This is a genomic window from Lancefieldella sp. (assembly GCF_057237245.1).
Genome location: NZ_DBHHJM010000001.1, coordinates 243,564 through 267,982, shown reverse-complemented (window position 1 = coordinate 267,982; position 24,419 = coordinate 243,564). Strand labels below are relative to the sequence as shown.

Genomic DNA, 24,419 nt, shown 5'->3' with positions numbered 1-24,419 from the left:
CATGGTCAGTAACAAGGTGTTGATTTATAATGCTTCGTTACCGTCAGTAAAAAGGAGGCGACCAAATGAACCTACTAAAAAGTAAGTATGTTTCTCTTGGAATGATGTTTTTGATTTTAGCAATCATCCTGGGCGCAGCATCAAACGTTAATGACCTCTTTATCGGTATGATCTATGGCGTTTCTCTAGGAATATTGATTTTGGGATTGCTTGTAACTCAAAAAAGATTGCCTTTATGTAATCGATAATTGATTCAAAAGGAACAGCTATGGCAGATAAAAGCATTCTGGTTCTTTGCTATTCTCGCTGCACTACCTGTAAGAGAGCTCTTAAATGGCTTGATGAACATGGTGTTTCTTATACGCTGCGCGATATTAAAGAGGAGAACCCAACTGCAGAAGAGCTTGCTGAGTGGCACAAACTGAGCGGTCTCTCCATCAGGAAATTCTTCAATACTTCAGGCATGGTGTATCGCGATAATAACATCAAGGAGCAGCTTGATGCAGGTATGAGCGATAGCGATGCCTATAAGCTGCTCGCCACTACAGGCATGCTGGTCAAGCGCCCATTGGTTGTTGCAGGCAATACTATTCTTCTTGGATTTAAAGAGTCTGCATGGGAAGAAGCACTTCTGTAAAACCAGCTTCTTCAGCATGCATCAGTTTGCAGATAAGCGTTAGTAAAAAAGCGGCTATTCAAGTAGCCGCTTTTCTCTTACGTGTTTGAATGCTCAACGCATTTGTATTTTGCTGCGAGTTAGTCCTCGTCATCAACCATTTCTACAACGGGTTTGCCCATGTAATTGATACCGTCGACCAGCTCTTCCAAGGTGATTCTTTGACCTAAGATAGTTGCCTGAACAAGCTCTTTGTAGAACTCACGAGCTTCATCCATAAGATCAAGAATACTTTCAGTCTTAATTTCTCCTGTGTAAGGCTCTTTCCAGGGAAGACGCTTGAGATTAGCGGTAGGGAAGTCCTCAGTCATAACAATACGGTGAGCCATTGCGGCAACGTACGAATTGTTTGAAGGGCGCATGAACTTCTCGGTCTTGTATAAAACGTCAGGAAGCTTGGTAGTGTACTTAGGATCAGTACGCTCTACCGTGTGGTAAATGCGAGCGTAGTCTTGGAGGGCTTTCTCGTACTCACCAACGCCAACATTAAGGCCAAATACCTGAAGCGCTACTTGCGAGAAAAGCGCGCCACCAACGTGTTTGGTGGATTCAATGGCTTCAAGCACCTCAGCTGGTGGAAACGTCTCAACGGTAGTGTGGCGCATGTGCCAAAGAAGATATGAATCCAAATCCGTTTCGATAATAGGATGGAGCTCTCTGTAGGCATTTTTGAGAGATGGTTCCGCCTCAATCAGCGCATCTTGCTGGGAATACACAAACGGATGGACAATCCTATCTAGTGCGTAGTGTGCTAAGAGGCCAAGTGCAAACGCACGACCAGCTGGCATGTCGCTCTGCGGGAGGCGAGAAACCCCATCGCGAATGGATAAAAATGCGTCAACAATATGGCCTGCGTGCATACGACGATGCAGCCTATTGCAGGCAAGTGAGTGGTTTGGCCAGGCTAGATGACGTGCAAGGAAGGGATCAGGCCCCTGGTTTCCGAGCAAAAATGCATTAACCTCAGCTTCAGTGGCAATGAGCTCTTTGGGCAAATCATTAACCACCTCTGCACCAAACAGATAGTGGGTTATTAAAGCAGGCATAACACTCCTTGTAGTTTTTCAGTATAAGAGTAGCTGAAAAACGCTCATAGGCGTTAAAATTTCATCTTTGTGTTACAAGATTTAATGATACCTAGGAACTCACACATGGGTCTACTGGAAATTTTTCTGCTTGGTGTGGCGCTTGCAACAGATGCGTTCTCTGTCACCATCTCTAATACTTTTGCCTTCGATGACCATAGGTTTTCTCGCCTCATGCGCATGCCTCTTTTCTTTGGCCTCTTTCAGTTTGGTATGCCTCTTGCCGGTTATTTTGTTGGCGGCATTGCAGCAGAATTGATTGAAAAGTATGCAGGAATGGTCTCTTTAGTCATCCTTGGCTTCATCGGTTCAAACATGCTGTACAGCGGCTATAAGGCGCTCAAAGAAGACGCTTCTGAGGAAGATGAGGAAGAAGCCCAGCAAAGTGCTACGACGCTCTCTTATGGAAAGCTGCTCTTTCAAGCTGTTGCTACGGCAATCGACGCATTTGCTGTTGGGGTAAGTTTTAGGGCACATAGCGTAGACATTTTGGTTGCCTCAGCACTCTTTGGCATTATTACCGCTATCCTCTGCACTATTGCATTGTTCATTGGTAAAAAACTCGGCTCGCTTTTGGGCGACCGTGCCGAGATGGTGGGCGGTATAGTACTTATCCTGATTGGACTAAAAGCCTTTTTTGGATAAAATCTGTTTGACCAGACGGATTATGTAGCAGGTAAGGAGGTAGCGTGAAGTTTATCCCAGATTGTCTGCGCCAGAAGATGCATAAAACTTTTGGACCAAAAGACCCTGACGAGAAGATCACTCCACCAACTGCCACTTCTGTTACAAGAACCTCATTTATTATCCTGGCTGTCTCGGCGGTTGCTGCACCTGTAATAGCTACGGTAGCAAACGTTTTGAGTCCAGGAATTTCTTATGTTCAGCAGGAGCTTCTTCCTCCACAGCTTAATTCAAAAGTTCCAGGCTACGCTCGAGCGCTTATTCAACTTGCGCAACGAGAGGGCTCCCTCAATCTTTTATGTACTTCCAAAGATGCGGTAAAGCCCCTGGTAGAAACATATTCAAGAATGTTTTCTATGCCTGTTACGGTGGGTGAGGCAACGGAGGAAGAAATTCAGGAGTTTATTCAGCAAACATATACTTCTGGTAAGAGTTCGGAGTCTGAAACTTCTGATACCAAATCTGGTACTGATTGGGGTTTTGAGAAACCCGATGTCATTTTCTTGGCAAGCGAAGCTCTTATGCAAAATTTTGAGACTTCCGCATATTGTCAACCGTTTGAAGTTTCTTCAACAGACCAGTACGTGCGCCCTGAGTTTTTTGACGCCAACGGACACTGGTATGCCTACGCTGCAGATCCATTGGTTTTACTGGTAAATCAAGAACGCCTTAATGAGAAAAAGATTTTGCGTCCTCACGAATGGACCGATCTTCTTACAGATGGCCTGCGTGGAAGGTATGTTATTCCTGACCCCGCACTTACGTATACGGGCAAGAAGTTTGAATCGCTCTTTTTAGGCCAGTATGGTCTGGATAAAGGCGCTCAAATTATCCAAAGTTTGTTTGAAAATGTTGACGCATTTTCTGAGAGTACCCATCAAGCTATTAGAGACACAGGATTTGGCAGGTACAGGGCTTGTGTTTGTCCGCTGAGCGCTGCTTATAGGGCAATTACTAAAGACGATTTTGATAATCTTTCAGTTATTCTGCCAGGCACTTCTTATTTCTCTACGATAAGGTCATTTGTATGTCAGGGGTCAAAACATACGTATTCAGCGTATTTATGGCAGGAATTTATTACTAAGCGAGATTCTGCTGAACACATGGGAGAAATGGACTCGTTCTTCTCGCCAGTTATTGAGGGAACACCAACGCCTTGGTATGCAGATCGTCTGAATTTGACAGCAGTAAGTGAATCAATGCAGATAGCTTCTGCTCCAACCGATGCAGAAGGCAATCTCATCAAGCTTGAAGACGTTCATGCTCTCTACAGTAAGTTGATCAATGGATAGCTCTTAACACATAGCTCTTTCTAAACGTTAAGCATTTGGACACCAAAAACGGCCCAGGTAAACTGAGCCGTTTTGCTTTAAAGATGGAGTGGCGAGAAGACCGGTTTTCTCGCCAAGAAGCTCTGATGAAGAACTAGACGTAGAAGAGCATCTTGTTGTAGCTAGGAACTGGCCACCAGTCATGTCCGCAGATGAGCTCCATGGAGTCAACGGCGCTACGCAGGCGGGCCATAGCAGGAAGAACCTCATTGCAGTAGTATTCGCACTGCTCCTGAGGTTGATCTTTCATCTGGTGAGCTGTGGTGTTGATCTCATCAAGACTGTTGGTAGCTGCGTAAATCTCGTCAATACCTGCGGTGAGTTTCTCGACGATCTCTGTCTCTGCTGCACTCTTGATGCCAATGGCCTGCTTAGCAGCAACTGAAGAGGCAACATCACTTGAGTAGGTAAAGAGAGCAGGCAGGTACATGTGGCGCGTCATATATAGCATAGTACGAGCTTCGATGTTAAGGACCTTGGTGTACTGCTCAGCCTTTGCAATGTAGCGAGCCTGTGCTTCTGCCTGAGAAAGAACGCCGTAGCGCTCAAAGAGCTCAATGTTCTCTGGAGCAACCATTGCAGGGAGTGCCTCAGGGGTGGTGCGGAGGTTTGGAAGACCGCGCTCCTCGGCAAGTTTCTCCCAATCGCCTGAGTAGCCATTGCCCTCAAAGAGGATGCGCTCGTGAGCCTTAAAGGTGTCAATAACCCAGCTCAAAGCTTCCTTAGTGAAGTTCTCCCCAGAAACGTTTTCAAGGTCATTTGCAAAGCGGTCACACTGCTCAGCAACAATGGTGTTCAAAATAACATTAGGGTCAGAAAGATTCTGCTGGCTGCCGCACATGCGGAACTCAAACTTGTTACCAGTAAACGCAAAGGGGCTGGTACGGTTTCTGTCTGTGTTGTCCCTAAGAACTGCAGGAAGTGTTGGTACGCCCAGATCCATACGAGTGCGCTTTGCACCGTGAACATCAGAGCCAGTGATGAGGTCATCAACAATTACAGAAAGCGCAGCACCCAAAAAGACTGAGACAATCGCTGGTGGAGCCTCGTTTGCGCCAAGACGGTGATCGTTTCCAGCAGATGCAACCGACATGCGCAGAAGGTCTGCATGAGAGTCAACAGCGGCAACAAGGCACGCAAGGAAGACTAGGAAGCGGAGGTTCTCGCCAGGCTTATCGCCAGGTTCAAGCAGGTTCTCGTTATCTGCGGAGAGTGACCAGTTGTCGTGCTTACCGGAGCCATTGACGTACTCAAAGGGCTTCTCGTGCTCAAGGCAGGCAAGGCCGTGGTGAGGAGCAAGAAGCTTAAGCTTCTCCATGGTTAGAAGGTTGTTGTCAATAGCAAGTGCTCCCTGCTCAAAGACAGGTGCAAGCTCATGCTGGCAAGGAGCAACCTCGTTATGCTTGGTTTTTGCAGGAATGCCTAGCTTCCAGAGCTCGTCATCAAGTTCTTTCATGAAGTTGTTGACGGTTGGACGAATAGCGCCAAAGTAGTGCTCGTCAAGTTCCTGACCCTTGCTTGGTTCGCAGCCAAAGAGGGTACGACCACAAAGGATAAGGTCAGGACGCTGCTCAAAGTCTTCCTCTTTGATAAGGAAGTACTCCTGCTCAGGACCAATGTTTGTGACAACGCGAGAAGGCTCTTGTCCAAAGAGGGCAAGAACGCGCTTGGCCTGCTTTTCTAGGGCAACCTGGGAACGAAGCAGAGGGGTGCGCTTATCCAGAGCTTCTCCGGTGTATGAAATAAATGCAGTTGGAATGCAGAGAACCTCGTCTTTGATGAAGGTTGGACTTGCAGGATCCCAAACCGTGTAACCACGAGCCTCAAACGTGGCTCGAAGACCACCAGAAGGGAAGCTTGATGCGTCAGGCTCGCCCTGTACCAGCTCTTTTCCCGAGAAGGACATCAAAATGGTGCCGTTTCCCTGAGGAGTCATAAAGCTGTCGTGCTTCTCGGAAGTAATACCTGTGAGAGGCTGGAACCAGTGCGTGAAGTGAGTAGCACCTTTTTCAAGTGCCCACTCTTTCATGGCATGTGCAACCTCGTTTGCAATGTCGAGGTCAAGCGGTTTGCCGTCCTGGATGACACTACGAAGTTTCTTGTACGTTGGCCTTGGCAGACGTTCTTGCATGTCTGCGTCGGTAAAGAGAAGTGAGCCAAATTCCTGAGAAACTTTGTCGTGAGCCACAGCCCCTCCTTGTGGGTAAATGCTGGCAGTTAGTCTGTTTTCTCGCGTGCTGGGCACGTTATGTTGGTTGTTATTTTCGCACGTTTGGCAGAGGCAGAGTGGCGAGGATACAAACAGAAACATAACGATTACAAAAAATTTTGGCCGCTGCCCAAATGAGATGTGGGCTTTGTTTCCATGGGCTCTGGCGCGCATAAGCAGAGGAACTCTTAGTACAATAGAAGCACACAAAACTAAGAGGAGCAGGTATGTCTGATACTACTATGCCAGTTGATACTACAGATCAAAACGAGGTTGCATCAATCAAAGAAGGTGCAGTTAAACCACGTAGGACCATTGCCGTTATTGACGGAAACTCGCTCATGCACCGAGCATTCCATGCAATCCGTCAGCCAATGGCAGCTCCAGATGGTACGCCAACTGGCGCGTTGTTTGGCTTCTTCAACATGTTTATCAAGCTTGTTGAGTCCTTCTCGCCAGATGGTGTCATTTGCGCCTTTGATAAGGGTAAACCACAGGTTCGCATTGATATGTTGCCTCAGTACAAGGCTCAGCGTCCTCCGATGGACCCCGCTTTGCATGCACAGTTTCCCATAGTCAAGGAGCTGCTCAAGACGCTTGATGTTCCTGTCTGCCAGCTTGAAGGCTGGGAGGGCGACGATATCTTGGGCACCCTTGCTCGCCGCGGTGAGGCAGAGGGCTATCAGATGCTGCTCTTCACGGGCGACCGCGATATGTATCAGCTCTCCACAGAAAACGTCAAGATTGTCTCTACGCGCAAGGGCGTCTCTGACGTCTCAATTATGACACCAGAGACTGTGGCAGATCTCTATGCAGGTATTACGCCTGAGCTTGTTCCAGATTTCTATGGTCTTAAGGGAGATTCTTCCGACAACATTCCGGGCGTTCCCGGAATTGGCCCCAAGAAAGCCGCTGCGCTGATTGTGGAGTATGGCTCGCTTGACCAGGTCATTGCTCACGCTGACGAGGTCAAGGGCAAGGTGGGAGAAAACCTTCGCGCCCACATTGATGACGCGCTGCTTTCCCGTAAGGTGGCAACTATTCGCACTGATGCGCCGCTTGATATCAACCTGGACGACGCTCAGTTCCCAACATTTGATCCAAATGACGTAGTCAAGGCTTTCTCGGCTTTGGGCTTTACCGGTATGACCTCAAGGCTTGCTCGCATGGCTGGTGGGTCTGCTGCTGGCGCAGTCACACAAACTGCCTCCGCTACACCCGCACTTCCTATTCCGTCAGAATTTCTGCAGGCAGGAGACGCATCTGCTGCACTCACTGCTGCAATTGAGAACCAGGAGTGGATTGGTGTTGCAGAGGATTCTGCGGCGGACTCCGGAGCGCTCTTTAGCCTTTCTCGCACACTTTGGGTGTCTACCGAAAAGGCACTCCTCAAATTTGAGGGAGAAAACGCAACTGCAGCGCTCTTGCGTATTTTGCGAGAAGCCCGTGTTGCCGCAGATGATGTTAAGGCACTGCTTCACGAGGTAAGCCCTGTTGATTCGTCTGAGCCACAGAAACTGGATATTGAGACCATTGATTCTGATCGACTTTTTGACACGGGTGTTGCCGCGTATCTGCTTGAGTCCGATCGTTCAAGTTTTGATATCAACGGCTTGGTTGAGCTGTACTTTGGCTCTGAGCTTCCTGAGCCTACAGATGAGATTCCCGCTGCAGCACTAAGAGCTGTAGCTGCTAGGGTTCTTGTGCCTGTGCTTACTAAAAAGCTTGAAGATGATGGTTCTTTGGAGCTCTTTACTTCTCTGGAGATGCAACTTTTGCCTGTACTTGCTGCGATGGAGCGTCGTGGTCTCTACGTTGATCCTCAAGAGCTTGCTAAGCAGTCTTTGGAGCTGGGTGAAGATATTGCGCAGCGTGTGGCAAGTATTCACCAGACAGCAGGCGAGGATTTTAACTTGGATTCTCCAAGCCAGCTTTCACATATCCTGTTTGACGTGCTCAAGCTTCCAACTTATGGCCTTAAAAAGACGCGCACCGGGTTCTACTCCACCAACGCAAAGGTGCTTGGAGACCTGGCGCAGGAGTACCAGATTGTTGCTGACGTTCTTGAGTATCGTGAGCGCGCCAAGATCAAATCAACCTATCTAGATGCACTTCCTGCACTTATTCGTGGCGACAAGCGCATCCACACTACACTCAATCAGACTGTTGCTGCTACCGGCAGACTTTCCAGCTCTGATCCAAACCTGCAAAACATTCCTACCCGCTCTGAGCTGGGTCATCGTGTCCGCACTGCCTTTACCGTTCCCGAGGGTAGCGTTTTTCTCGCCTGCGATTACTCCCAGATTGAGCTTCGCTTGCTTGCACATCTCTCTGCTGACGAGCATCTGGTAGCAGCGTTCAATTCTGGCGCCGACTTCCACGCAGCAACTGCCGCGCGTGTCTTTGGCGTTCCTGTTGAAGAGGTCACCCCGGCACTTCGTAGCCGTGCCAAGGCAGTTAACTTTGGTATTGTCTATGGTCAGCAGGCCTTTGGTTTGGCAACATCTCTTAAGATTTCTCGCAAGGAAGCGCAGGAGATGATTGACCGTTACTTTGACGCATATCCTGGTGTTCGAGCATACCTTGACGATTCCGTTCGTACTGCTCATGAGTGTGGCTACGCTATTACCATGTATGGTCGCAAGCGCCATATCAGAGAATTCAACCAGTCAAATCGCCAGCTCATTGCCTTTGGCGAGCGCACCGCTATGAATCACCCTATGCAGGGAAGTGCTGCTGATATCATCAAAATTGCAATGATTAATGTCGAGAAACGCCTGCGTGATGAAGGTCTTACGTCAAAGCTAATTCTTCAGATTCACGACGAACTTGATCTAGAAGTTCCAGAGTCAGAAATTGAGACTGTTTCTAAGCTGGTTAAAGAGACCATGGAAGATGTTGTGACTCTGCGAGTTCCTTTAATTGCTGATGTCAGCTATGGTTCTAACTGGGCTGAAGCAAAGTAGATGCGTAAGTACTACGTTCTAGAGGAGATTTTATATGGAGGCAGCAACCTCATACATGCACGTTACCGTCTATACAGATGGTGCATCTAGAGGAAACCCTGGACCTGGTGGTTATGGGGCAGTGCTTCTGTATACCGATCCTTCTGGTCAGCAGCATACAAAAGAGTTTAGCCAGGGTTATAAAACTACTACCAATAACCGTATGGAGCTCCTTGGTGTTATTGTTGCGCTTGAAGCTCTTAAACGCCCTTGTCAGATAGAGCTTTATTCCGATTCCAAGTACGTTGTTGATGCGTTTAATCAAAAATGGGTTTCGGGATGGATTAGAAAAGGCTGGAAGACAGCATCTAAAGAGCCTGTCAAAAACGTAGACCTTTGGAAGCGCCTCCTTGCTGCTATGGAAGATCATGAGGTGAGCTTCAAATGGGTCAAGGGTCACGCTGGTCATCCACTTAACGAGCGCTGTGATCAGCTGGCAACTGAGGCTGCTGACGGCTCCAATCTTCTTGACGATCAAGGATTTTTTACAGATTAGCCATTGCTGCAGCCCTAGGTACATAGGGCGAGAAGATCTTTTTGCCGTAAGTACGTGATATAAGAAAACCGCCGTCTTTGGACTGCCTCCCATTTCTTGGACATAAGAAATGGGAGGCAGTTCAGAATTGCTCCTGTGTGGTTTGCTCTTAATTGAGATAGCTGTTTAGAATATCCGCTGTCTTACCAGTCAAAGATTCGAGTTTCTTTTCCGCTGCAACTATCAGGACTTCGATTTCCTCGATTTTTGAAATTGTGGCATCCTGTATTGCTCTATCCGGAGCAGTGAAAGTTATACCCTGAACCCGATCAATAGACGCGCGAAACGAGCGGGAGAATCCCATTTTTCTGCCTTCTGCTTCAAGAATATGAACCAGATAGCGAGGATTGACTTCATCCGTTCTGCATCTAAGCACGCCGCAATGATCAGTGGGATAAAACTTAGAATCTGCCGGGACAAAGCTTGTCATCCAGTCTCCGTCAATACCCCACAGTACAGATGGAACAGAAAAATCGGTAATCAGCAGTTCGTCTATGTATCCAAAAGCTTCTGTTACATTGGCACTGTACACAGGAATATTTCCATCCGGAACAAGCCGCTTATTAAGGACACGCTTTCCAATCGATACATCAAACTTACTCTTATCAGCGAGACTCAGTCTGTACCCCCCCCTGTTAGCAATGTCTAACTTGGCGAACAGGTCTTCAATTTTCTTCCTGTAGGCTACGATAGACATACGGGTGGTTTCATATTCGACATCTATCTTGGCACATTCATCAATTATTTGTTGCTGAACTGAAATGGGGGGAACTGGGATTCTTATCTCTTCGCGAAGGTATGTTGAATTTAAACTCTTACCAAAAGCTTTGTTTTCTACTCTTTCGAGATCAATCAGTTTGCCCTTAAAAAGGTAATAGAGATACATGTTGAGTATTTCTGCCCGATTCGACGGGATTAGTGCAGCAATGGCTTCATTTGTATATAAGTCTCTTCCTGCGATAGCTACTTTTCCTATGCTGAGTTTAAAACTTAATAATGTTGTTCCTTTTGGGACCAGTTTTACGTTTGATGCAGCAACAGCTTCATCTGTGATTTTTTCTTTTGTATCTATAATGGTTTGCCCTTGCATTTCAGCAATAGATACCCATAAATTGCTCCCTGTAAAAAAATCCGGGTTTCTTCTTGATGGAGTACCACCAATTGCAACATCACAAACCTTGCCGAGAGCAAGCAAAGGATATTTACTGTTTAGTTCAATTAACCCTTCTACACTTAAACGCATAGCTTTATTAAAACCAACACGAGAAAAATCCATCATATCTTTTGTATTGACAACGGAAGCATATGATTGCTGCTCATTATCAAAGGACGGCATCATACCATTGAAAGACTGTTTAATTGCACTTGCAAGTGTACCTTCCGCCTCACGGTCAGAATCATCATACATTTTGCCACCGGGCGTGATAATCTGAATACCTTCGTTTCCTTTACGGTTGGACCAATCGTAGCCAAGGAAATCTTTCTGAGCCTTATTGTCCACGGGAGAAGTAATGATTACCGTTGTCTGCTGGTATATCAGTGAGAAGTAGAACAGTTTTTCTGCTTCAACGGAACGGGCATAGTCATAGAATTTTTCAAGATATTCGGCGGCTTGCTCGTCATCACTTTTGCTTTTATACGCCTTTGTTTTCTTCAGGTTTTTGGCATCCGCTGACTCTGCAAACGCTCCCACATACATTTTGAAATAATCTATATCCTTTAGTTCATCCAAAGAATAATTCTTTTTTAGGAATGAGCAGTATACATCTTCATCGACTTCGATCTTCGCAATATACGCATCGAAAATTTCTTTATCCTTCCAATCCTTTAGCTCGGCATCGCTGAATATAGCGTCCACGGAATCAGAGGACAGATCAATCTGCTTCGGCGGTTCATTGAATTTCTCAAGGAACATAACCACAGTGTTCGTCCCGGTCGCGCCGAATGTTTTGGAACCGAATGCTACGATTGCGCGGATATAGAAATTCTGCAGGAACTGTTCACGGGCACCGGTGTAGCTTGCGCTGTCATTTGAAAGAATAGAGCTTGGCAGGATAACCGCAGCAATACCTTGCGGCTTCAAAAGCTGTCCGATACGCTCTACAAAAAGCGTTTCGATTTCTCCACCATTCAATCCAATGCGGTCAAGAAGAGCAAAGCAGTTATTTTTCAATTGAAGATGCTGTTTGAAGTCTTTGACTGAATACGGAGGATTGGCAACAAGAATATCAAACGAACCGTTTTCAATCCCCTTGTCAGGAGTGTTTTCAAGACCGTCACCGAAGATGATACTGCCTTCTCCGGCACCGTTCATAAACAGCGATATCTTCGCAACACGAGCAAGGCGATAATCCTTTTCGATGCCGAAGATATGATCTCTTGCCCACGAGTTGTCACCATTTGAATATGCAAAATGGTTGATGGCTTCGACTGCCTCTGTAAGAAAATGCCCTGCGCCACAGGCGTAGTCTATAACTTTAGGGTATACCGTTCCTCTCTCGGATTTCACCATGCGGTCAACGGGAAGGCTATCCCATATAAACCGGGTAATAGGCATCGGTGTGAAGAACTGCCCTTCATTCTGTTTAAAGCCCTTATTCAGAAGTTGTTCAAAGAGATCGCCAAGGAACTGATGCTTTGACGGGTAGACGATTCTGTATTTTTCAAACAGTTGCACCATTTCTACGAGTATCTTTCCGTTCTGATAGAATAGCTCCTCGTTGTGGACATCCTTAAAGGCAAAATCGTTATTGGAATAGAACTTCAGGATACGAATGGTATTCTGCAAGTCCTCGATAGCCTTTTTCCTTTTTGACCCTGTATAGGTTGAAAACAGCCACTCTGGGTAATCCGCAGATACATAGTATATTTCTTCACGCATGAATTTTTCCATGCCGTCACGATGCAAACGCTGGAGGCGATCCTGCAAAGTTTCATAGGTATCTGTTCCTTGTTTGTACTGAAATTCAACCTCGTCATCCTCGCCCTTTGTGCTTTCATCAACAAGTTTGCATATGAACAGGGCAATCAGACGGTTAAAGGCATTTTCTTTGTCGCTGACATTGTTATGACGTAAGATTTCTTCAAATCTGTTGACGATTTTATCATCCGGCGTAAAATCCCGCAGACTCTTTTTGAGAAGCGGCTTGACGCCAATTTTATATGCAATGGAATCATCGGAGAAAACCAAATCATCGTGAATTTGCCCAGAATAGGTTTCTTTCCACGCTTCATGTTTTTCCGGCGCAGTATGTGCGTCACGGTATAGTTTAATGGATTTATCTTTCTTTGCGAGAAGAATGATGTTCGCGTCATCCGAGCAATCGATTGTTGGAGCTTTATATTCGACAGTACCGCCTTTAAAATCCGACGCATACAAAATAAGCCATCTACATGACTGTTCCTGTTGCCAATACGAGAATAACTGAGCACCGTCATTTTTTGTGTCGTTTAATGCCTTGTCGAACTCTCGTCCCCAAGTCTTGCATTCAACGATAAAAAGCATGGAACCTTTTGCATCCGTTACGCATATATCGGCACGTCCGCTTTTTGCATCATGTCCAAGATGCCATTCTTTCTCCAGCTCGATATGCTCCGGTCGGTATCCTTTTTCAAAAAGACGGTTTACGCATTCAAATACAACAAAATTCTCCGGCGCATCAAACCCGTCATTTCTTTCTCTGCCTTTTATAGCATCAGGATAATATATTTTCTTCTTTAAAAAATCCACGCTCATAGAAGCACCGAAATGAAGGAATTTTTTTTCGTATCGCTCCCCGTTGTTTACAAAGCCCAATGAGAGTAGCAAATTCTTGAAATTGGATTTTGTAATCATATCTATTACCCCTTTGATTATGCCATTACTGCTGACACTTTTTATTCTGCCGTTATATCTAATCCGAGCATCTTGATTATCTTATGTATGAATTCCTGTACGAACATATGAAGTTGCCACAGGAAATAGCCATCGATGTCCAGCCCTTTGAAATGCGCCTTCATTTCATCTGTCATGCTCTGTATTTTCCGTAGACCCTCAACATGATAATGTAGGGCATCTAGAAATTCATAAGACTCCTTGTTAGAGAGTGGCTCGTTCAGATACGACATCGTTCGCGTTGATTCAAGGTCTGTCTGCGGGTACGTTTCTTTTGCCCGTTTCAGAAATTCGACGGCTTTTTCGGACAAGCCAAACTCCTCGCTGTATTCTTTATTTTAGGAATTGACTCCCGTATGGATGGCTATTCTTAGTTGGGTGGAGTGCTGGTTAGTAGCCAAATACGGTATAGCCAACAAGGCCTGGTCCTGTATGAACAACAAGGTCCGAGCCAGCCTCAACATACCTAAAGTCGGTGACATTGGGGATTGCTTCTTTAATCATTGCCTCCATTTCGGAGTAAATGATATTAGGAGCAGAGCAGCAAATTCCTACATGAACGTGATCAAACTGTTGAGCAAAAGCTGCTCCCAAAGAAATTTGTCCTTCAAGAGATTTATGCCAACCTCGAGTCTTTTTAGCAATAACGTACTTACCGTTTTCATCGCAGGTAAGAACTGGTTTGATGTTTAGTATGGAGCCAATACGATAGATTGTCTCGGAAATACGACCGCCTTTGCGCAGGTACTCAAGACTTGGAACAGAGAAGTACACACGTGTGTTACGAGAGGCTTGATCAAGTTTGGGACCAATCTCTTCAAGAGAAAGGCCTTGTTCAATAAGGCGTTGAGCCTCAATAACAATAAGGCCAGAAGCAATGCCAATGTTTTTGGTATCAACAACATAAATAGGGAAGTCTGTAATGGACTCCGCAATCATGCGAGCAGTATCGCAGGTAGCAGAAAGTCCAGAGGAGATAGCAACGTAAACAGCACCCTCGTACCCCGCTGCTTTTGCATCATCAAAGGCAGCTTTAATGCCCTCAGGAGAAGGAAGTGATGTCTTAGGAACTTCTTCTTCAAAGCGAGCAACAAGATCAGCTGGCGTGATGGTAATACCAGACTCGTAGGAAGAGCCGTCAGAATAGTTAATGCGAAGTGGGGTGATACGAATATTGTGTTCAGCAACAAAATCAGGTGGGACATTAGTTCCTGAGTCTGTGATGATGGCAATTCGTTTAGTGTCCATTATCCGCTCCAAATATATACGTGCTACAAGTAGCTAAACGTTGACTTTCTATTACCCACATTTTACATAGAGATATACCCCGTTTTCTTGAGATATGACAAGTTGCCCTCAACGGTAGGTAGACGGTACACTAGGCATATACATCGAGAAAAACTTTCATAGCTAACGGTCAATACCATTTAGATAAAGAGAGAACGGCAGATAATGTCTAGTATTTATAGAGAGCCCGCAGTTGTAAGAAGAATTAGTCAGCGCTCTTCTCTAAAGAGAATCACCTCTAACAGCACTATTGCGGCAGCAGTCATGGTACTTGCAGCTCTTATTGCGCTTGTAGTTGCCAACTCACCTGCTCATGAGGTGGTTCGAGAAATTCTTGAAGTGCAAATGAGTTTCTCGCTTGGAATGATTCATGCACATATGGCTCTAGAAACCTTTGTGAATGATTTCCTTATGGCAATCTTCTTCTTGCTGGTAGGTATTGAGCTCAAGTATGAAGTAACTGTTGGCCAGCTTAGAAAGCCAAGACAGGCAATGCTTCCTATGCTTGCGGCTGTTGGTGGCGTTGCAGTTCCTGCTCTTATTTATCTGGCGCTTAACGCAAGCACTGCCCCTCATGGATGGGCAACACCAATTGCAACCGATATTGCCTTTGCGCTTGGCGTTATGTCGCTCTTAGGAAACAGAATTAGTCCGCAGACTAAGGTGTTCTTCCAGACACTTGCTATTGCCGACGATATCCTGGCTATTGTGGTCATTGCGCTTTTCTATGGTCACACGCCAAATATTGCCTGGTTAGCAGCTTCTCTTGGTATTCTTGTTATTTTGTGGGGAATGAATCGCCTGAAGATTTATTCTTCTGGTCCTTATTTGCTTGTTGGTTTGGTTCTCTGGGTCTGCATGTACCACTCGGGAATTCATGCAACCCTTGCAGGCGTTCTTCTTGCCTTCTTCTTGCCATCTCACTCTGATGTTCGCTTGAGCAAGCTGGGAAGCTGGCTTTCAAGACGCGCTCGTGAGCTTGACGATCACTACGACGATGAGCATCACGTTTTGGGTCAGCATGACTTTACACATGGTGCTAACTCTATTGAGCAGGTCATGCACCACGTAACTCCACCGCTTCAGCGTGTTGAGCACTATATTTCCGTCTTTGTAAACTTTGTTGTTCTTCCTATCTTTGCGTTTGTTAATGCACAGATTACGCTGGTAGGTGCTGATTTTGGTGCGCTTCTTAGCAGTAACATTGCTCACGGCGTATTCTTTGGCGCCGTTCTTGGAAAGCCATTGGGAATTATTCTTGTGACATTCCTGTTGGTAAAGGTTAAAATCTGCAAACTTCCTGCAAAGGTTGACTGGGTTCAGATTGCAGCCGTTGGTCTGATGGGTGGCTTAGGCTTTACCATGTCAATTCTTATTTCTAACCTTGCATTCCCAGATGCAGGAGAGATTCTTGCAGCTAAAGTAGCCGTTCTTGCTGCATCATTTGCTTCAGCTATCTTGGGCCTACTTTTTGTACACCTCGCAGAGTTTTACAAGCGCCAAAGGCAGAGTAGCTTAAGGGAAGACGCCGTACAAGAATGAACCTAATGAGACGTACGACTCTTTCTATCCTTGACTATTAAAATGCAGAGCCCCACAAAATAATACGCAGAAGTTATTAAAAAACTGGCACGTAGAATGTTCACTCCGCCTATTGAGGCATCTTGTCCTGCAGGAGAGAGACACATCAAGACAATGGTGAATAGCCATATAAGAAGTAAACAAATATTGACTATCTTATTAATAAGATAAGCTCTTGGAGTAGAAGCATCAAAAAATATACCTCTATTAAAGATGCTTATGAAAAAATCTTTCCAAGAGTCATACATAACGAGCCTCCAACTTGTCAGAAAAAGACCCCGTATATATGCAATTTTATCACTTATATAAAATCAATAAGCTATAGTTACTCAACAGTGCCGTAGGTAAAGCCCCAACCGTGCGCTGTAACAATTGAGTTAATCTGATCGCAGAGGCGAGCGCGGACATATGTGCCAGAGGGAATCAACTCAATAACTTCTTGCAAATCTTCTTCAAGATCGTCTACTTCAGCTTGAATCAGCACGTCAACCTTAGTGACTGTGCCCGAAGGTTTGCGCTTATAAAGATTATCAACAAGGTGCTGGAGCTCGCCATATGCCTCCGAGCGCATGCCAGGCTGTGCAGAATTTGCCATGATTCTCCTTGTCGCGTCGATTTTCAAATCACCTATACTTTGTATCACGCAGAGATCGAAAAGGGGAGTGTCATGTTTGAGCTAGTTTCTCGCGAGCTGTTCCAGCCAAAGTCAACCTCTGAGCAAAACGCTTATCAAAAGATGAGCGATGCTGAACTTAACCAGGCTCTTGAGCTTATTGGACAAGAAGCTCGTGCACTTGGCGAGAAAAACCTCAAGCTTGATATGGCCCGCGGAAAGCCAAGCCCTGCACAGACGGCGTTGTCTAAGCCTATGCTTGACGAGCTGAACTCTACTTCCGATCTGACTGACAGCGGCTCTTTTGCAGATAACTACGGAGACCCTTGGGGTCTTCCTTCTGCGCGAGCTTTTGCTGCAGAGCTCACAGGCGTACCTGCTGATCAGGTCATCGTAAACGGCTCTTCTAGCCTTAACCTTATGCACGACATCATTTCTCATGCCGTAACCCATGGTCTTGCTGGTCAGCCTTCTTGGGCAGAGCAGATGGCGTCTGCAAAGGCTCAGGGTACCACGCTCAAGTTCCTGTGCCCTGCTCCAGGCTATGACCGCCATTTTGCTATTACACAGCATTACGGACTTGAAAACGTTGCCGTACCTATGACTGAAGATGGTCCAAATATGAACGTGGTCAAGGAGCTTGTTGAGAACGACAACTCTGTTAAGGGAATTTGGTGCGTACCACGTTTTGCTAATCCCACCGGTATCACCTATTCAGACGAGGTTGTTCGTGCGTTTGCAAACCTCAAACCTGCAGCCCCTGACTTTAGAATCTTCTGGGATAACGCCTACGCAATTCATGCCTTTGTACCAGAATCTGAGGCTCCTCAGCTCCTCAATATCTTTGATGCACTTGCAGAGGTTGCTGTAGACGATGCTCAAAAGAACCTGGTTATTGCTTTTGCCTCAACGGCAAAGGTAACCTTCCCAAGCTCAGGCATGGCATGGGTTGCCGCAAGCCCTGCGGACATTAAAGAAATCCAGAGCGCGTTCAAGGTTGCTCGTGTTTCTCCCGAGAAGATCTCTCAGCTGGCACATGTACGTTTCCTCAAAGACGCTCAAGGCGTTGAAGCTCATATGCAAAAGCATGCTGAACTGCTTAGGCCACGTTTTGATCTGGTGGAACGCAAGCTGCAGGAAGGACTGGGTGATTTAGCTGTTGCAACCTGGTCTCATCCAAAGGGCGGCTACTTTGTCTCGTTTGATGGCCCTGTTGGCTCTGCGCGTGCAATTGTTTCTCGCGCACATGAGCTTGGCGTTACTATGACACCTGCAGGTGCTACGTGGCCAAGTGGCAAGGATCCCTTTGATACTAATATCAGAATTGCTCCAAGTTACCCAACGCTGGAAGAGCTTGATGCGGCACTTGATGTCTTTATCGTTGCTGTTAAACAGGTAAGTGCTCGACTAGCAAAAGTTGATCGTGGTCAGAGCGTCTGGGGATAGCTTGTGTAACTTTGGTATTTACTTTGAAAGTAAGCCCATTCTGCCGTATCTTGATTAACTATGTTTAGAAAAAGCGATTGGATGTTGAATGCCAACTAATACTTCAAAGCCAGAACTTACACCAGAACAGAAGGCAGAAAAAGAGCTGGTTGCTATGGCAAACCAGACCGCAAAAAAGAAGGCAAAGGACCGCAAGCCCGATGAGGCTCCTAAAAAACCAGGTCCTTCTACAGGCATGAAGATTGCTATTGGAGTATTCTCGCTCTTTATTGCTATTTCTATGATGTTGCCTTCCCTGGCCAGCATTTTCTCTAACTCCCAAAAGCAGAATCAGAACCATCAGAATTCTCCTGAGGCTATTAACCAGGTCTATCAGAAACAGGCAGAAGAAAAAGAGTCTGCTATTCAGTCCAATCCAGATAATCTACCAGCACATCTTGATTTGGCTCGTACGTATCTAGGCTGGGGAATGGCACTTAAGAGCTCCTCTCAAGATGACTCTGTTCAGAAGCAGTCTTTACAGCTGATCAACAAGGCAATTGCCGAGTACGATACGTATCTTGCTTCAAATGATTCTGATGAGGTTCGTGTTGATAGGGCTATTGCGCAGTTCTATGCAGGAGACCAAACAGGCGCTGTTGAGGCACTTAAGGCAGTAACAGATCGTTCTCCAGACTATGCTAACGGTTGGCTTAATTTGGGAATGATGTATCGTGTTACTGATCAAGTAGATCTTGCAAAAGAGGCACTGCAGAAGGCAATTGAGAAAGATTCCGATAATAGCGCCGGTGTGAGGGATAATGCACAGAAAGTTCTTGATGCATTAAACGGTAACACCTCTGCCTCTTCAAATAACACTAAGTAAGGAGGAGTTATGGCACTAGAAATAAGCTCTGAAATTACAGATGGAAAGGCCATTATTCGCATTGAGGGCGAGGTAGACGTATCAAACGCCTCTGAGCTTCGCGATGCTTTGGATACCGCGCTCGCCGATGGAGCAAAAGAAGTTGAAGCTGATTTTGCTGAGGTAGCTTATATTGATTCGACGGGCATTGGCGTTTTAGTGGGTGCCGCACATCGAGCACAAGAGAGTGGTTCTGTGCTTGTTGTTGCAAATCCTCAGAAAAACGTGGAGCGTGTCTTTTCGCTTCTTGGGGTCGATAAAGACCTTAACGTTCGCAAGTAGGTTTGGTAACTTGCAAGCTCTTTGAGAAACGGTTCAAAGAGCTTGTTTATGTTTGTTCCAGAAAGGTATTGCTTGTGTTTGGCATTGGAGAAACAGAGCTCGTACTAATTTTGCTCTTTGCATTTTTAGTATTTGGTCCTGATAAATTACCTGGTATGGGTCGCACGCTTGGCCGTGCTCTTAGACAGTTCCAGAACGCGCAAGAAGGCTTTAATAAAGTTGTCCGTGCAGACTTACTTGACCCTGCAGCGGATGCACTTCACGAGAAGCCCAAGCGCTCCGAGCAGCTCAAAAATGCTGCATCTGATGCTGACCGCGAGGATACTGACCATCAGGAGACCTTTGCTGAGCGTCGTGCTCGCCTCAAGGAGGAGCGCGAGGCAGCTGAGAAGGCTGCTGCTGAGGCGGCTGAGCAGAATAAGCAAGCTGAGCAGACCCAGGAGGCTGAGCAGCCAGAGGCCGTTTCTGCTGAAGAAGCTCCTGCTGCTGCACCACAAGCTACGTCTTCTGTTGCTTTCTCCGATGATTCTACAGAGGCAACTAAGCACGTGGCACCTAAGGCTGCAGAAGAAACTCCTGCTGCAGCTCCATCTGCAAAAGACCTCTATAACCTTGGATCTGCACGTTCTTCTCGCTCCACGGCAGAAGACAAGAAAGAAGAAATTGCTGGAGAGGAGGGAGAAAGCCAGGACGCATAAGTCCAGCTTTCGTGTGTAATGCCTATTACTCCAGCTCGTATGCCACTTTTTGATCACCTGGGAGAACTCCGTCGCCGCGTGACCATTGTGGTGGTATCGCTTTTTGTTACCGCGATCATTATTTATTTTGCAACGCCTGCATTGATTGAGATCTTGATTGACCCTATCAGGGAGTTTTTGACCGATGGTAAGCTTACGGTTATCTCGGTCCTCGGCGGCTTTAGTATCAGGTTTAAGGTAGCTTTTTTCTTCTCGGTGATTATCTGCACACCTATTATCATCTGGGAGATTATGGCTTTCTTCTTGCCTGCGCTTAACGCTAAAGAGCGCAAGTGGGTTGTTCCTACCGTGGCAGCCATGATTACCTTGTTCTTCTTGGGTATGCTGTTCTGCTACTTCATCATTTTGAACACTGCAATTGGTTGGATGATTGGTCAGTCGCAGGAGTTTGCAGGAACTATTAATGAGGCAAGCGATTATCTCAACATTATTATGATGTTTGAGATTGGCTTTGGCGTTGCGTTCCAGCTTCCACTAGTTATCTTCTACCTGGCTATTCTTCACCTTGTTCCTTACAAGGATATGCGTGAGCAGTGGCGCTATGTCTATGTTGGCCTGATGATTCTTTCTGCAGTAGTCACTCCTGACGCATCACCTGTCACCATGATTTTGATGTTTGCAGCTCTTATTCTGCTGTACGAAGTTGCTCTGGCCGTTGCTCGTTACGTCATTATTGCCCGTGATGGCAAAGCCGCTCTTAAGTGGAGCCGCGAGGACTACGAGCAGCATGAGCTAGACAAAATCTAATAGTTTCATTTTTACTTTGGAGAGTGTTGTTCTTTGATTCTAGTTGTTACCGAGAAAAACGACGCAGCGCAGCAGATTGCTCGCCTTCTGTCTGAATCGGGTAAGCCTGAGACAGACAAGGTATACAACACTCCTGTTTATCGTTTTAGACGTGGCGGAGAAGACCATGTTGCTATTGGTCTTCGTGGTCATATTCTGCAACCGGATTTTCCTTTGGCTCTCAAGTTTGACAAGGAAGAGGGCTGGTATGGAGAAACTGCAGAAGGGGAACACCTTCCTGCAGATGTTCCAGATGGCCTTGAGCGTCCTCCTTATAAGGTTAAGCGCAAGCCTTTTATGGCAGATGGCGTTGACCTTAAGGGCTGGAAAATCCCCAGCTTGCCCTATTTGATTTGGGCTCCTGTAGATAAACAGCCTGCAGAAAAAGAAATTATTCGCGCCCTCAAGAACCTTGCTAAGAAGGCAGAGTCTGTCATTATCGGCACAGACTTTGACCGCGAGGGAGAGCTTATTGGCTCTGATGCGCTGGCACAGGTTCTCTCGGTTAATCCTAATCTGGCAGTATTTCGTGCACGCTACTCCGCCTTTACTAAGACAGAGATTGAGACTGCCTTCAATAACCTGGTGGATCTTGATTACAACTTGGCTGCAGCAGGTGAGTCCAGGCAGTATATCGACCTCATTTGGGGTGCTGTACTGACCCGTTACCTGACCACTGCACGCTTTGGAGGTCTGGGCAATACGCGCTCTGCTGGTCGTGTTCAGACTCCTACGCTGGCACTTGTTGTTGAGCGCGAGCGTGAGCGCTTGGCATTTAAGCCAGAAGATTATTGGGTTATTTCTGGTGTTGCTGCTCCAGAAGATGATGCGGATGCAACCTTTAAGATGGTTCATCAGACCGCAAGGTTCTGGGATCAAGCTGAAGCAGATGCAGCTTACGCAGTTGTTAAAGATCAGACGCAGGCAACGGTTGTCGAGATTGAGTCTCGTAGCAGAAAGCAGCAGCCACCAGCTCCGTTTAACACCACGTCGCTGCAGGCAGCTGCAGCTGCAGAGGGTATCTCGCCAGCTAGAACTATGCGTTTGGCAGAGTCTCTGTACATGGACGGCTTGATTTCATACCCTCGTGTTGATAACACCGTTTATCCAAGTTCGCTTGACTTGAAGGACTGTGTCCGTACGCTGTCTGCAGTTCCTCAGTATGCTCCTACCTGCAAAAAGCTTTTGGGTCAGCCAAAGCTTCACGCTACTCGTGGTAAGCAGGAGTCTACTGACCACCCACCAATTTATCCAACGGCAGCAGCAAATCCAGATTCTTTGCAGCCTGCAGCTTGGAAGCTCTATAACTTGATTGCTCGTAGATTCCTTGCAACTCTTATGGGTCCGGCTACTATGAGCGGCACTAAGATCACGCTTGATGTTGCTGGTCAGCCGTTTGTTGCAAATGGAACCGTACTGGCTGAGCCAGGCTTTAGAGAGATTTATCCCTTCGGCCTTAAAAAAGACGATCAGATTCCTGATGTCGGCGAGGGAGAGATTGTCTCTATTCAGTCTTTGTCGCTTGACGCTAAGCAGACAGAGCCGCCTGCTCGCTATAGCCAGGGCAAGCTTATTCAAGAGATGGAGAAACGCGGTCTAGGCACAAAGTCTACGCGTGCCTCCATTATTGATACGCTTTACCAGCGTAAATACCTCAAAAATGATCCTGTTGAGCCCAGTCAGCTTGGTATGGCAATTGTTGATGCACTCTCGCAGTTTGCACCACACATTACCTCGCCTGATATGACAGCAGAGCTTGAGTCCGATATGACAAGCGTTGCTGAGGGCAAGGATACGCGTGATGGCGTTGTTACCCACTCAAGAGCTTTACTTGCAGGCATGATTGATACGCTCATTGACCACAAAGAAGACCTGTCTGAGGCTATTGCAGATGCGGTTACTGCTGACGCGAAGGTGGGAACCTGCCCTAAGTGCGGCAAAGACTTGGTTGCTAAGAGCTCTCTGAAGACCCGTGGAAGCTTTGTTGGCTGCATGGGTTGGCCAGACTGCGATGTTACCTATCCACTGCCTCAGGGACGCGTGGAGCCGCTTGAGGGAGAGGCTGGCGTTTGCCCCGAGTGTGGTGCCCCTCGCGTAAAGGTTCAGCCGTTTAGACAGCGCGCGTATGAGACTTGCATTAATCCTGCTTGTCCTACAAATGCGGAGCCAGACCTTATTGTGGGCGAGTGCCCAACCTGTAAGGCTAATGGCAAGCATGGGGATCTGGTAGCTCATAAGTCAGAGCGCACGGGTAAGCGTTTTATTCGCTGCACCAACTACGAGGAGTGCGAGACCAGCTATCCTCTGCCTGCTCGTGGAAAGCTCGAGAAGACCGATGAGGTGTGCCCAGACTGCGGTGCTCCTATGGTGGTTGTTACTACTCAGCGTGGTCCTTGGAAGCTTTGTCCAAACTATGATTGCCCTGGTAAAGAAAAGAAAACTGCCTCGCGTAGAGGCGCTCGTAAGAGTACTAAGGGCACCAAATCCACCAAGGCAGCAAAAAAGTAAACGTATGACGGTGCATCGAGAGGTGCACCGTTTTCGGAAGAACGAGCGTCCCTCTCCAACGCCCGCTCCATACGTATTTTTACCCATTTTTGAGCGCTCTTCATGTGGAAATGCGCAAAACCTTTAGAATATTCATGGCGAGAAACACAATCTGTCTGTATCGTGAGATAGTTAAGAGGGAGGGAAGCATGAACAAAGACGCACGTACATCTCAAGGCTTGTTTATCACGCTTGAAGGCGTTGATGGCTGTGGTAAGTCAACACAAGCTTCTCTTCTGCGAGAAGATCTTGAAGCTCTTGGCTTTGACGTGGTCTTTGTTCGTGAGCCTGGCGGCACTGCTATTTCTGAGCAGATTAGAGGCATGGTACTTAATCCAGAAAACGGCATGATGTGCGATGAATGCGAGCTGTTGCTCTATGAAGCAAGTCGTGCCCAGCTGGTAGGAGAGGTTATCCGACCAGCTCTAGCTGCGGGCAAAGTTGTCTTGTGTGATCGCTTCTATGACTCCACTTTTGCCTATCAAGCAGCTGGTCGCGGTCTTGATACAGACCTCGTGCACCGCGCAAATCGCTTAGGAAGCTGTGGGGTTTCTCCTGATAGAACTCTTGTTTTTATGCTCGAGCCAACAGTTGCTCATGCGCGTGCTACGCAAAATGACGCCGATAGACTAGAAGCAGAAGGCGTTGCCTTCCAAGAGCGTGTTTTTGCTGGTTATAAGCAACTTCTGCAAAATGAGCCAGAGCGTGTAAAAGCTGTAGATGCAGATGGCACAATTGATGAGGTTCGCGCACGTACTCGTCAGCTGTTAGCAGATCTTATTCCTGGTATTTGTGAGCTTGGTGAGTGACGCGTTT

General features: G+C 46.7%; 20 protein-coding genes. 14 read left to right on the top strand and 6 right to left on the bottom strand.

Annotated elements, in window-relative coordinates; translation table 11 throughout:
- Window positions 1-65: 65 nt before the first annotated feature.
- Together ACO5GU_RS01245 and ACO5GU_RS01240 are read left to right on the top strand one after the other, a co-directional pair.
- Window positions 66-248 (top strand): hypothetical protein, encoded by a 183-nt coding sequence (locus tag ACO5GU_RS01245; RefSeq protein WP_475003566.1) that lies wholly within the window; start codon window positions 66-68, stop codon window positions 246-248.
- Window positions 249-268: 20 nt separating this feature from the next.
- Window positions 269-637: an arsenate reductase family protein gene (locus ACO5GU_RS01240; protein ID WP_484929713.1), complete on the top strand. Its 369-nt coding sequence runs from the start codon at window positions 269-271 to the stop codon at window positions 635-637.
- A 119-nt stretch (window positions 638-756) separates the two neighbouring features.
- Here ACO5GU_RS01240 and ACO5GU_RS01235 read toward each other — a convergent pair whose 3' ends face one another.
- Window positions 757-1,722 carry a zinc dependent phospholipase C family protein gene (locus ACO5GU_RS01235; RefSeq protein ID WP_484875989.1) on the bottom strand — a complete coding sequence of 322 codons (966 nt, stop codon included), beginning with the start codon at window positions 1,720-1,722 and terminating at the stop codon, window positions 757-759.
- Window positions 1,723-1,827: 105 nt separating this feature from the next.
- Here ACO5GU_RS01235 and ACO5GU_RS01230 point away from each other — a divergent pair, with 105 nt between their 5' ends.
- The gene (locus ACO5GU_RS01230; protein WP_484817770.1) at window positions 1,828-2,406 is read left to right on the top strand and encodes a manganese efflux pump MntP; all 579 of its coding nucleotides are present in this window, start codon (window positions 1,828-1,830) and stop codon (window positions 2,404-2,406) included.
- A gap of 44 nt (window positions 2,407-2,450) precedes the next feature.
- The gene (locus ACO5GU_RS01225) at window positions 2,451-3,737 is read left to right on the top strand and encodes an ABC transporter substrate-binding protein (RefSeq protein ID WP_484929710.1); all 1,287 of its coding nucleotides are present in this window, start codon (window positions 2,451-2,453) and stop codon (window positions 3,735-3,737) included.
- Between the two features lie 133 nt (window positions 3,738-3,870).
- Here the strand turns inward: ACO5GU_RS01225 and ACO5GU_RS01220 are convergent, their stop codons facing one another.
- Window positions 3,871-5,964, bottom strand: a complete 2,094-nt coding sequence (locus tag ACO5GU_RS01220) for a glutamine synthetase III family protein (RefSeq protein ID WP_484881226.1) — start codon at window positions 5,962-5,964, stop codon at window positions 3,871-3,873.
- A 248-nt stretch (window positions 5,965-6,212) separates the two neighbouring features.
- Between ACO5GU_RS01220 and polA the strand changes: the two genes are divergently transcribed.
- Both polA and rnhA read left to right on the top strand, forming a co-directional pair.
- Window positions 6,213-8,951, top strand: coding sequence for a DNA polymerase I (polA, locus tag ACO5GU_RS01215; RefSeq protein ID WP_484929708.1), 2,739 nt, complete (start codon window positions 6,213-6,215; stop codon window positions 8,949-8,951).
- 34 nt (window positions 8,952-8,985) lie between these two features.
- A complete protein-coding gene (gene rnhA, locus ACO5GU_RS01210; RefSeq protein ID WP_484844951.1) occupies window positions 8,986-9,486 on the top strand; it encodes a ribonuclease HI in 501 nt (166 codons plus the stop codon).
- A gap of 148 nt (window positions 9,487-9,634) precedes the next feature.
- Here the strand turns inward: rnhA and ACO5GU_RS01205 are convergent, their stop codons facing one another.
- The 3 genes from ACO5GU_RS01205 to ACO5GU_RS01195 all read right to left on the bottom strand — a co-directional run bounded on the left by ACO5GU_RS01205 (window position 9,635) and on the right by ACO5GU_RS01195 (window position 14,647).
- Window positions 9,635-13,360 carry an N-6 DNA methylase gene (locus ACO5GU_RS01205; RefSeq protein WP_484929706.1) on the bottom strand — a complete coding sequence of 1,242 codons (3,726 nt, stop codon included), beginning with the start codon at window positions 13,358-13,360 and terminating at the stop codon, window positions 9,635-9,637.
- Window positions 13,361-13,401: 41 nt separating this feature from the next.
- Entirely contained in the window at window positions 13,402-13,710 is a 309-nt protein-coding gene (locus ACO5GU_RS01200; RefSeq protein WP_484844949.1) for a hypothetical protein, read from the bottom strand.
- 79 nt (window positions 13,711-13,789) lie between these two features.
- A complete protein-coding gene (locus ACO5GU_RS01195) occupies window positions 13,790-14,647 on the bottom strand; it encodes a DegV family protein (protein WP_484844948.1) in 858 nt (285 codons plus the stop codon).
- A gap of 204 nt (window positions 14,648-14,851) precedes the next feature.
- Here ACO5GU_RS01195 and nhaA point away from each other — a divergent pair, with 204 nt between their 5' ends.
- The gene (nhaA, locus tag ACO5GU_RS01190) at window positions 14,852-16,228 is read left to right on the top strand and encodes a Na+/H+ antiporter NhaA (RefSeq protein ID WP_484929704.1); all 1,377 of its coding nucleotides are present in this window, start codon (window positions 14,852-14,854) and stop codon (window positions 16,226-16,228) included.
- Between the two features lie 364 nt (window positions 16,229-16,592).
- Here nhaA and ACO5GU_RS01185 read toward each other — a convergent pair whose 3' ends face one another.
- Window positions 16,593-16,862 (bottom strand): hypothetical protein, encoded by a 270-nt coding sequence (locus tag ACO5GU_RS01185; protein WP_012809184.1) that lies wholly within the window; start codon window positions 16,860-16,862, stop codon window positions 16,593-16,595.
- A gap of 72 nt (window positions 16,863-16,934) precedes the next feature.
- On the opposite strand from ACO5GU_RS01185, the gene ACO5GU_RS01180 reads away from it, so the two are divergent.
- The 7 genes from ACO5GU_RS01180 (at window position 16,935) to tmk (ending at window position 24,412) form a co-directional block, all read left to right on the top strand.
- Entirely contained in the window at window positions 16,935-18,326 is a 1,392-nt protein-coding gene (locus ACO5GU_RS01180; RefSeq protein WP_484929702.1) for an aspartate aminotransferase type Ic, read from the top strand.
- 88 nt (window positions 18,327-18,414) lie between these two features.
- Window positions 18,415-19,191: a tetratricopeptide repeat protein gene (locus ACO5GU_RS01175; RefSeq protein ID WP_484857226.1), complete on the top strand. Its 777-nt coding sequence runs from the start codon at window positions 18,415-18,417 to the stop codon at window positions 19,189-19,191.
- Window positions 19,192-19,200: 9 nt separating this feature from the next.
- A complete protein-coding gene (locus ACO5GU_RS01170; RefSeq protein WP_484857224.1) occupies window positions 19,201-19,512 on the top strand; it encodes an STAS domain-containing protein in 312 nt (103 codons plus the stop codon).
- 74 nt (window positions 19,513-19,586) lie between these two features.
- A complete protein-coding gene (locus tag ACO5GU_RS01165) occupies window positions 19,587-20,210 on the top strand; it encodes a Sec-independent protein translocase subunit TatA/TatB (protein WP_484929700.1) in 624 nt (207 codons plus the stop codon).
- Window positions 20,211-20,228: 18 nt separating this feature from the next.
- Window positions 20,229-21,017, top strand: coding sequence for a twin-arginine translocase subunit TatC (gene tatC, locus ACO5GU_RS01160; RefSeq protein WP_035426889.1), 789 nt, complete (start codon window positions 20,229-20,231; stop codon window positions 21,015-21,017).
- Window positions 21,018-21,050: 33 nt separating this feature from the next.
- Window positions 21,051-23,564, top strand: a complete 2,514-nt coding sequence (locus ACO5GU_RS01155; RefSeq protein ID WP_484894283.1) for a DNA topoisomerase I — start codon at window positions 21,051-21,053, stop codon at window positions 23,562-23,564.
- 188 nt (window positions 23,565-23,752) lie between these two features.
- A complete protein-coding gene (tmk, locus tag ACO5GU_RS01150; RefSeq protein ID WP_484812535.1) occupies window positions 23,753-24,412 on the top strand; it encodes a dTMP kinase in 660 nt (219 codons plus the stop codon).
- Window positions 24,413-24,419: the final 7 nt, after the last annotated feature.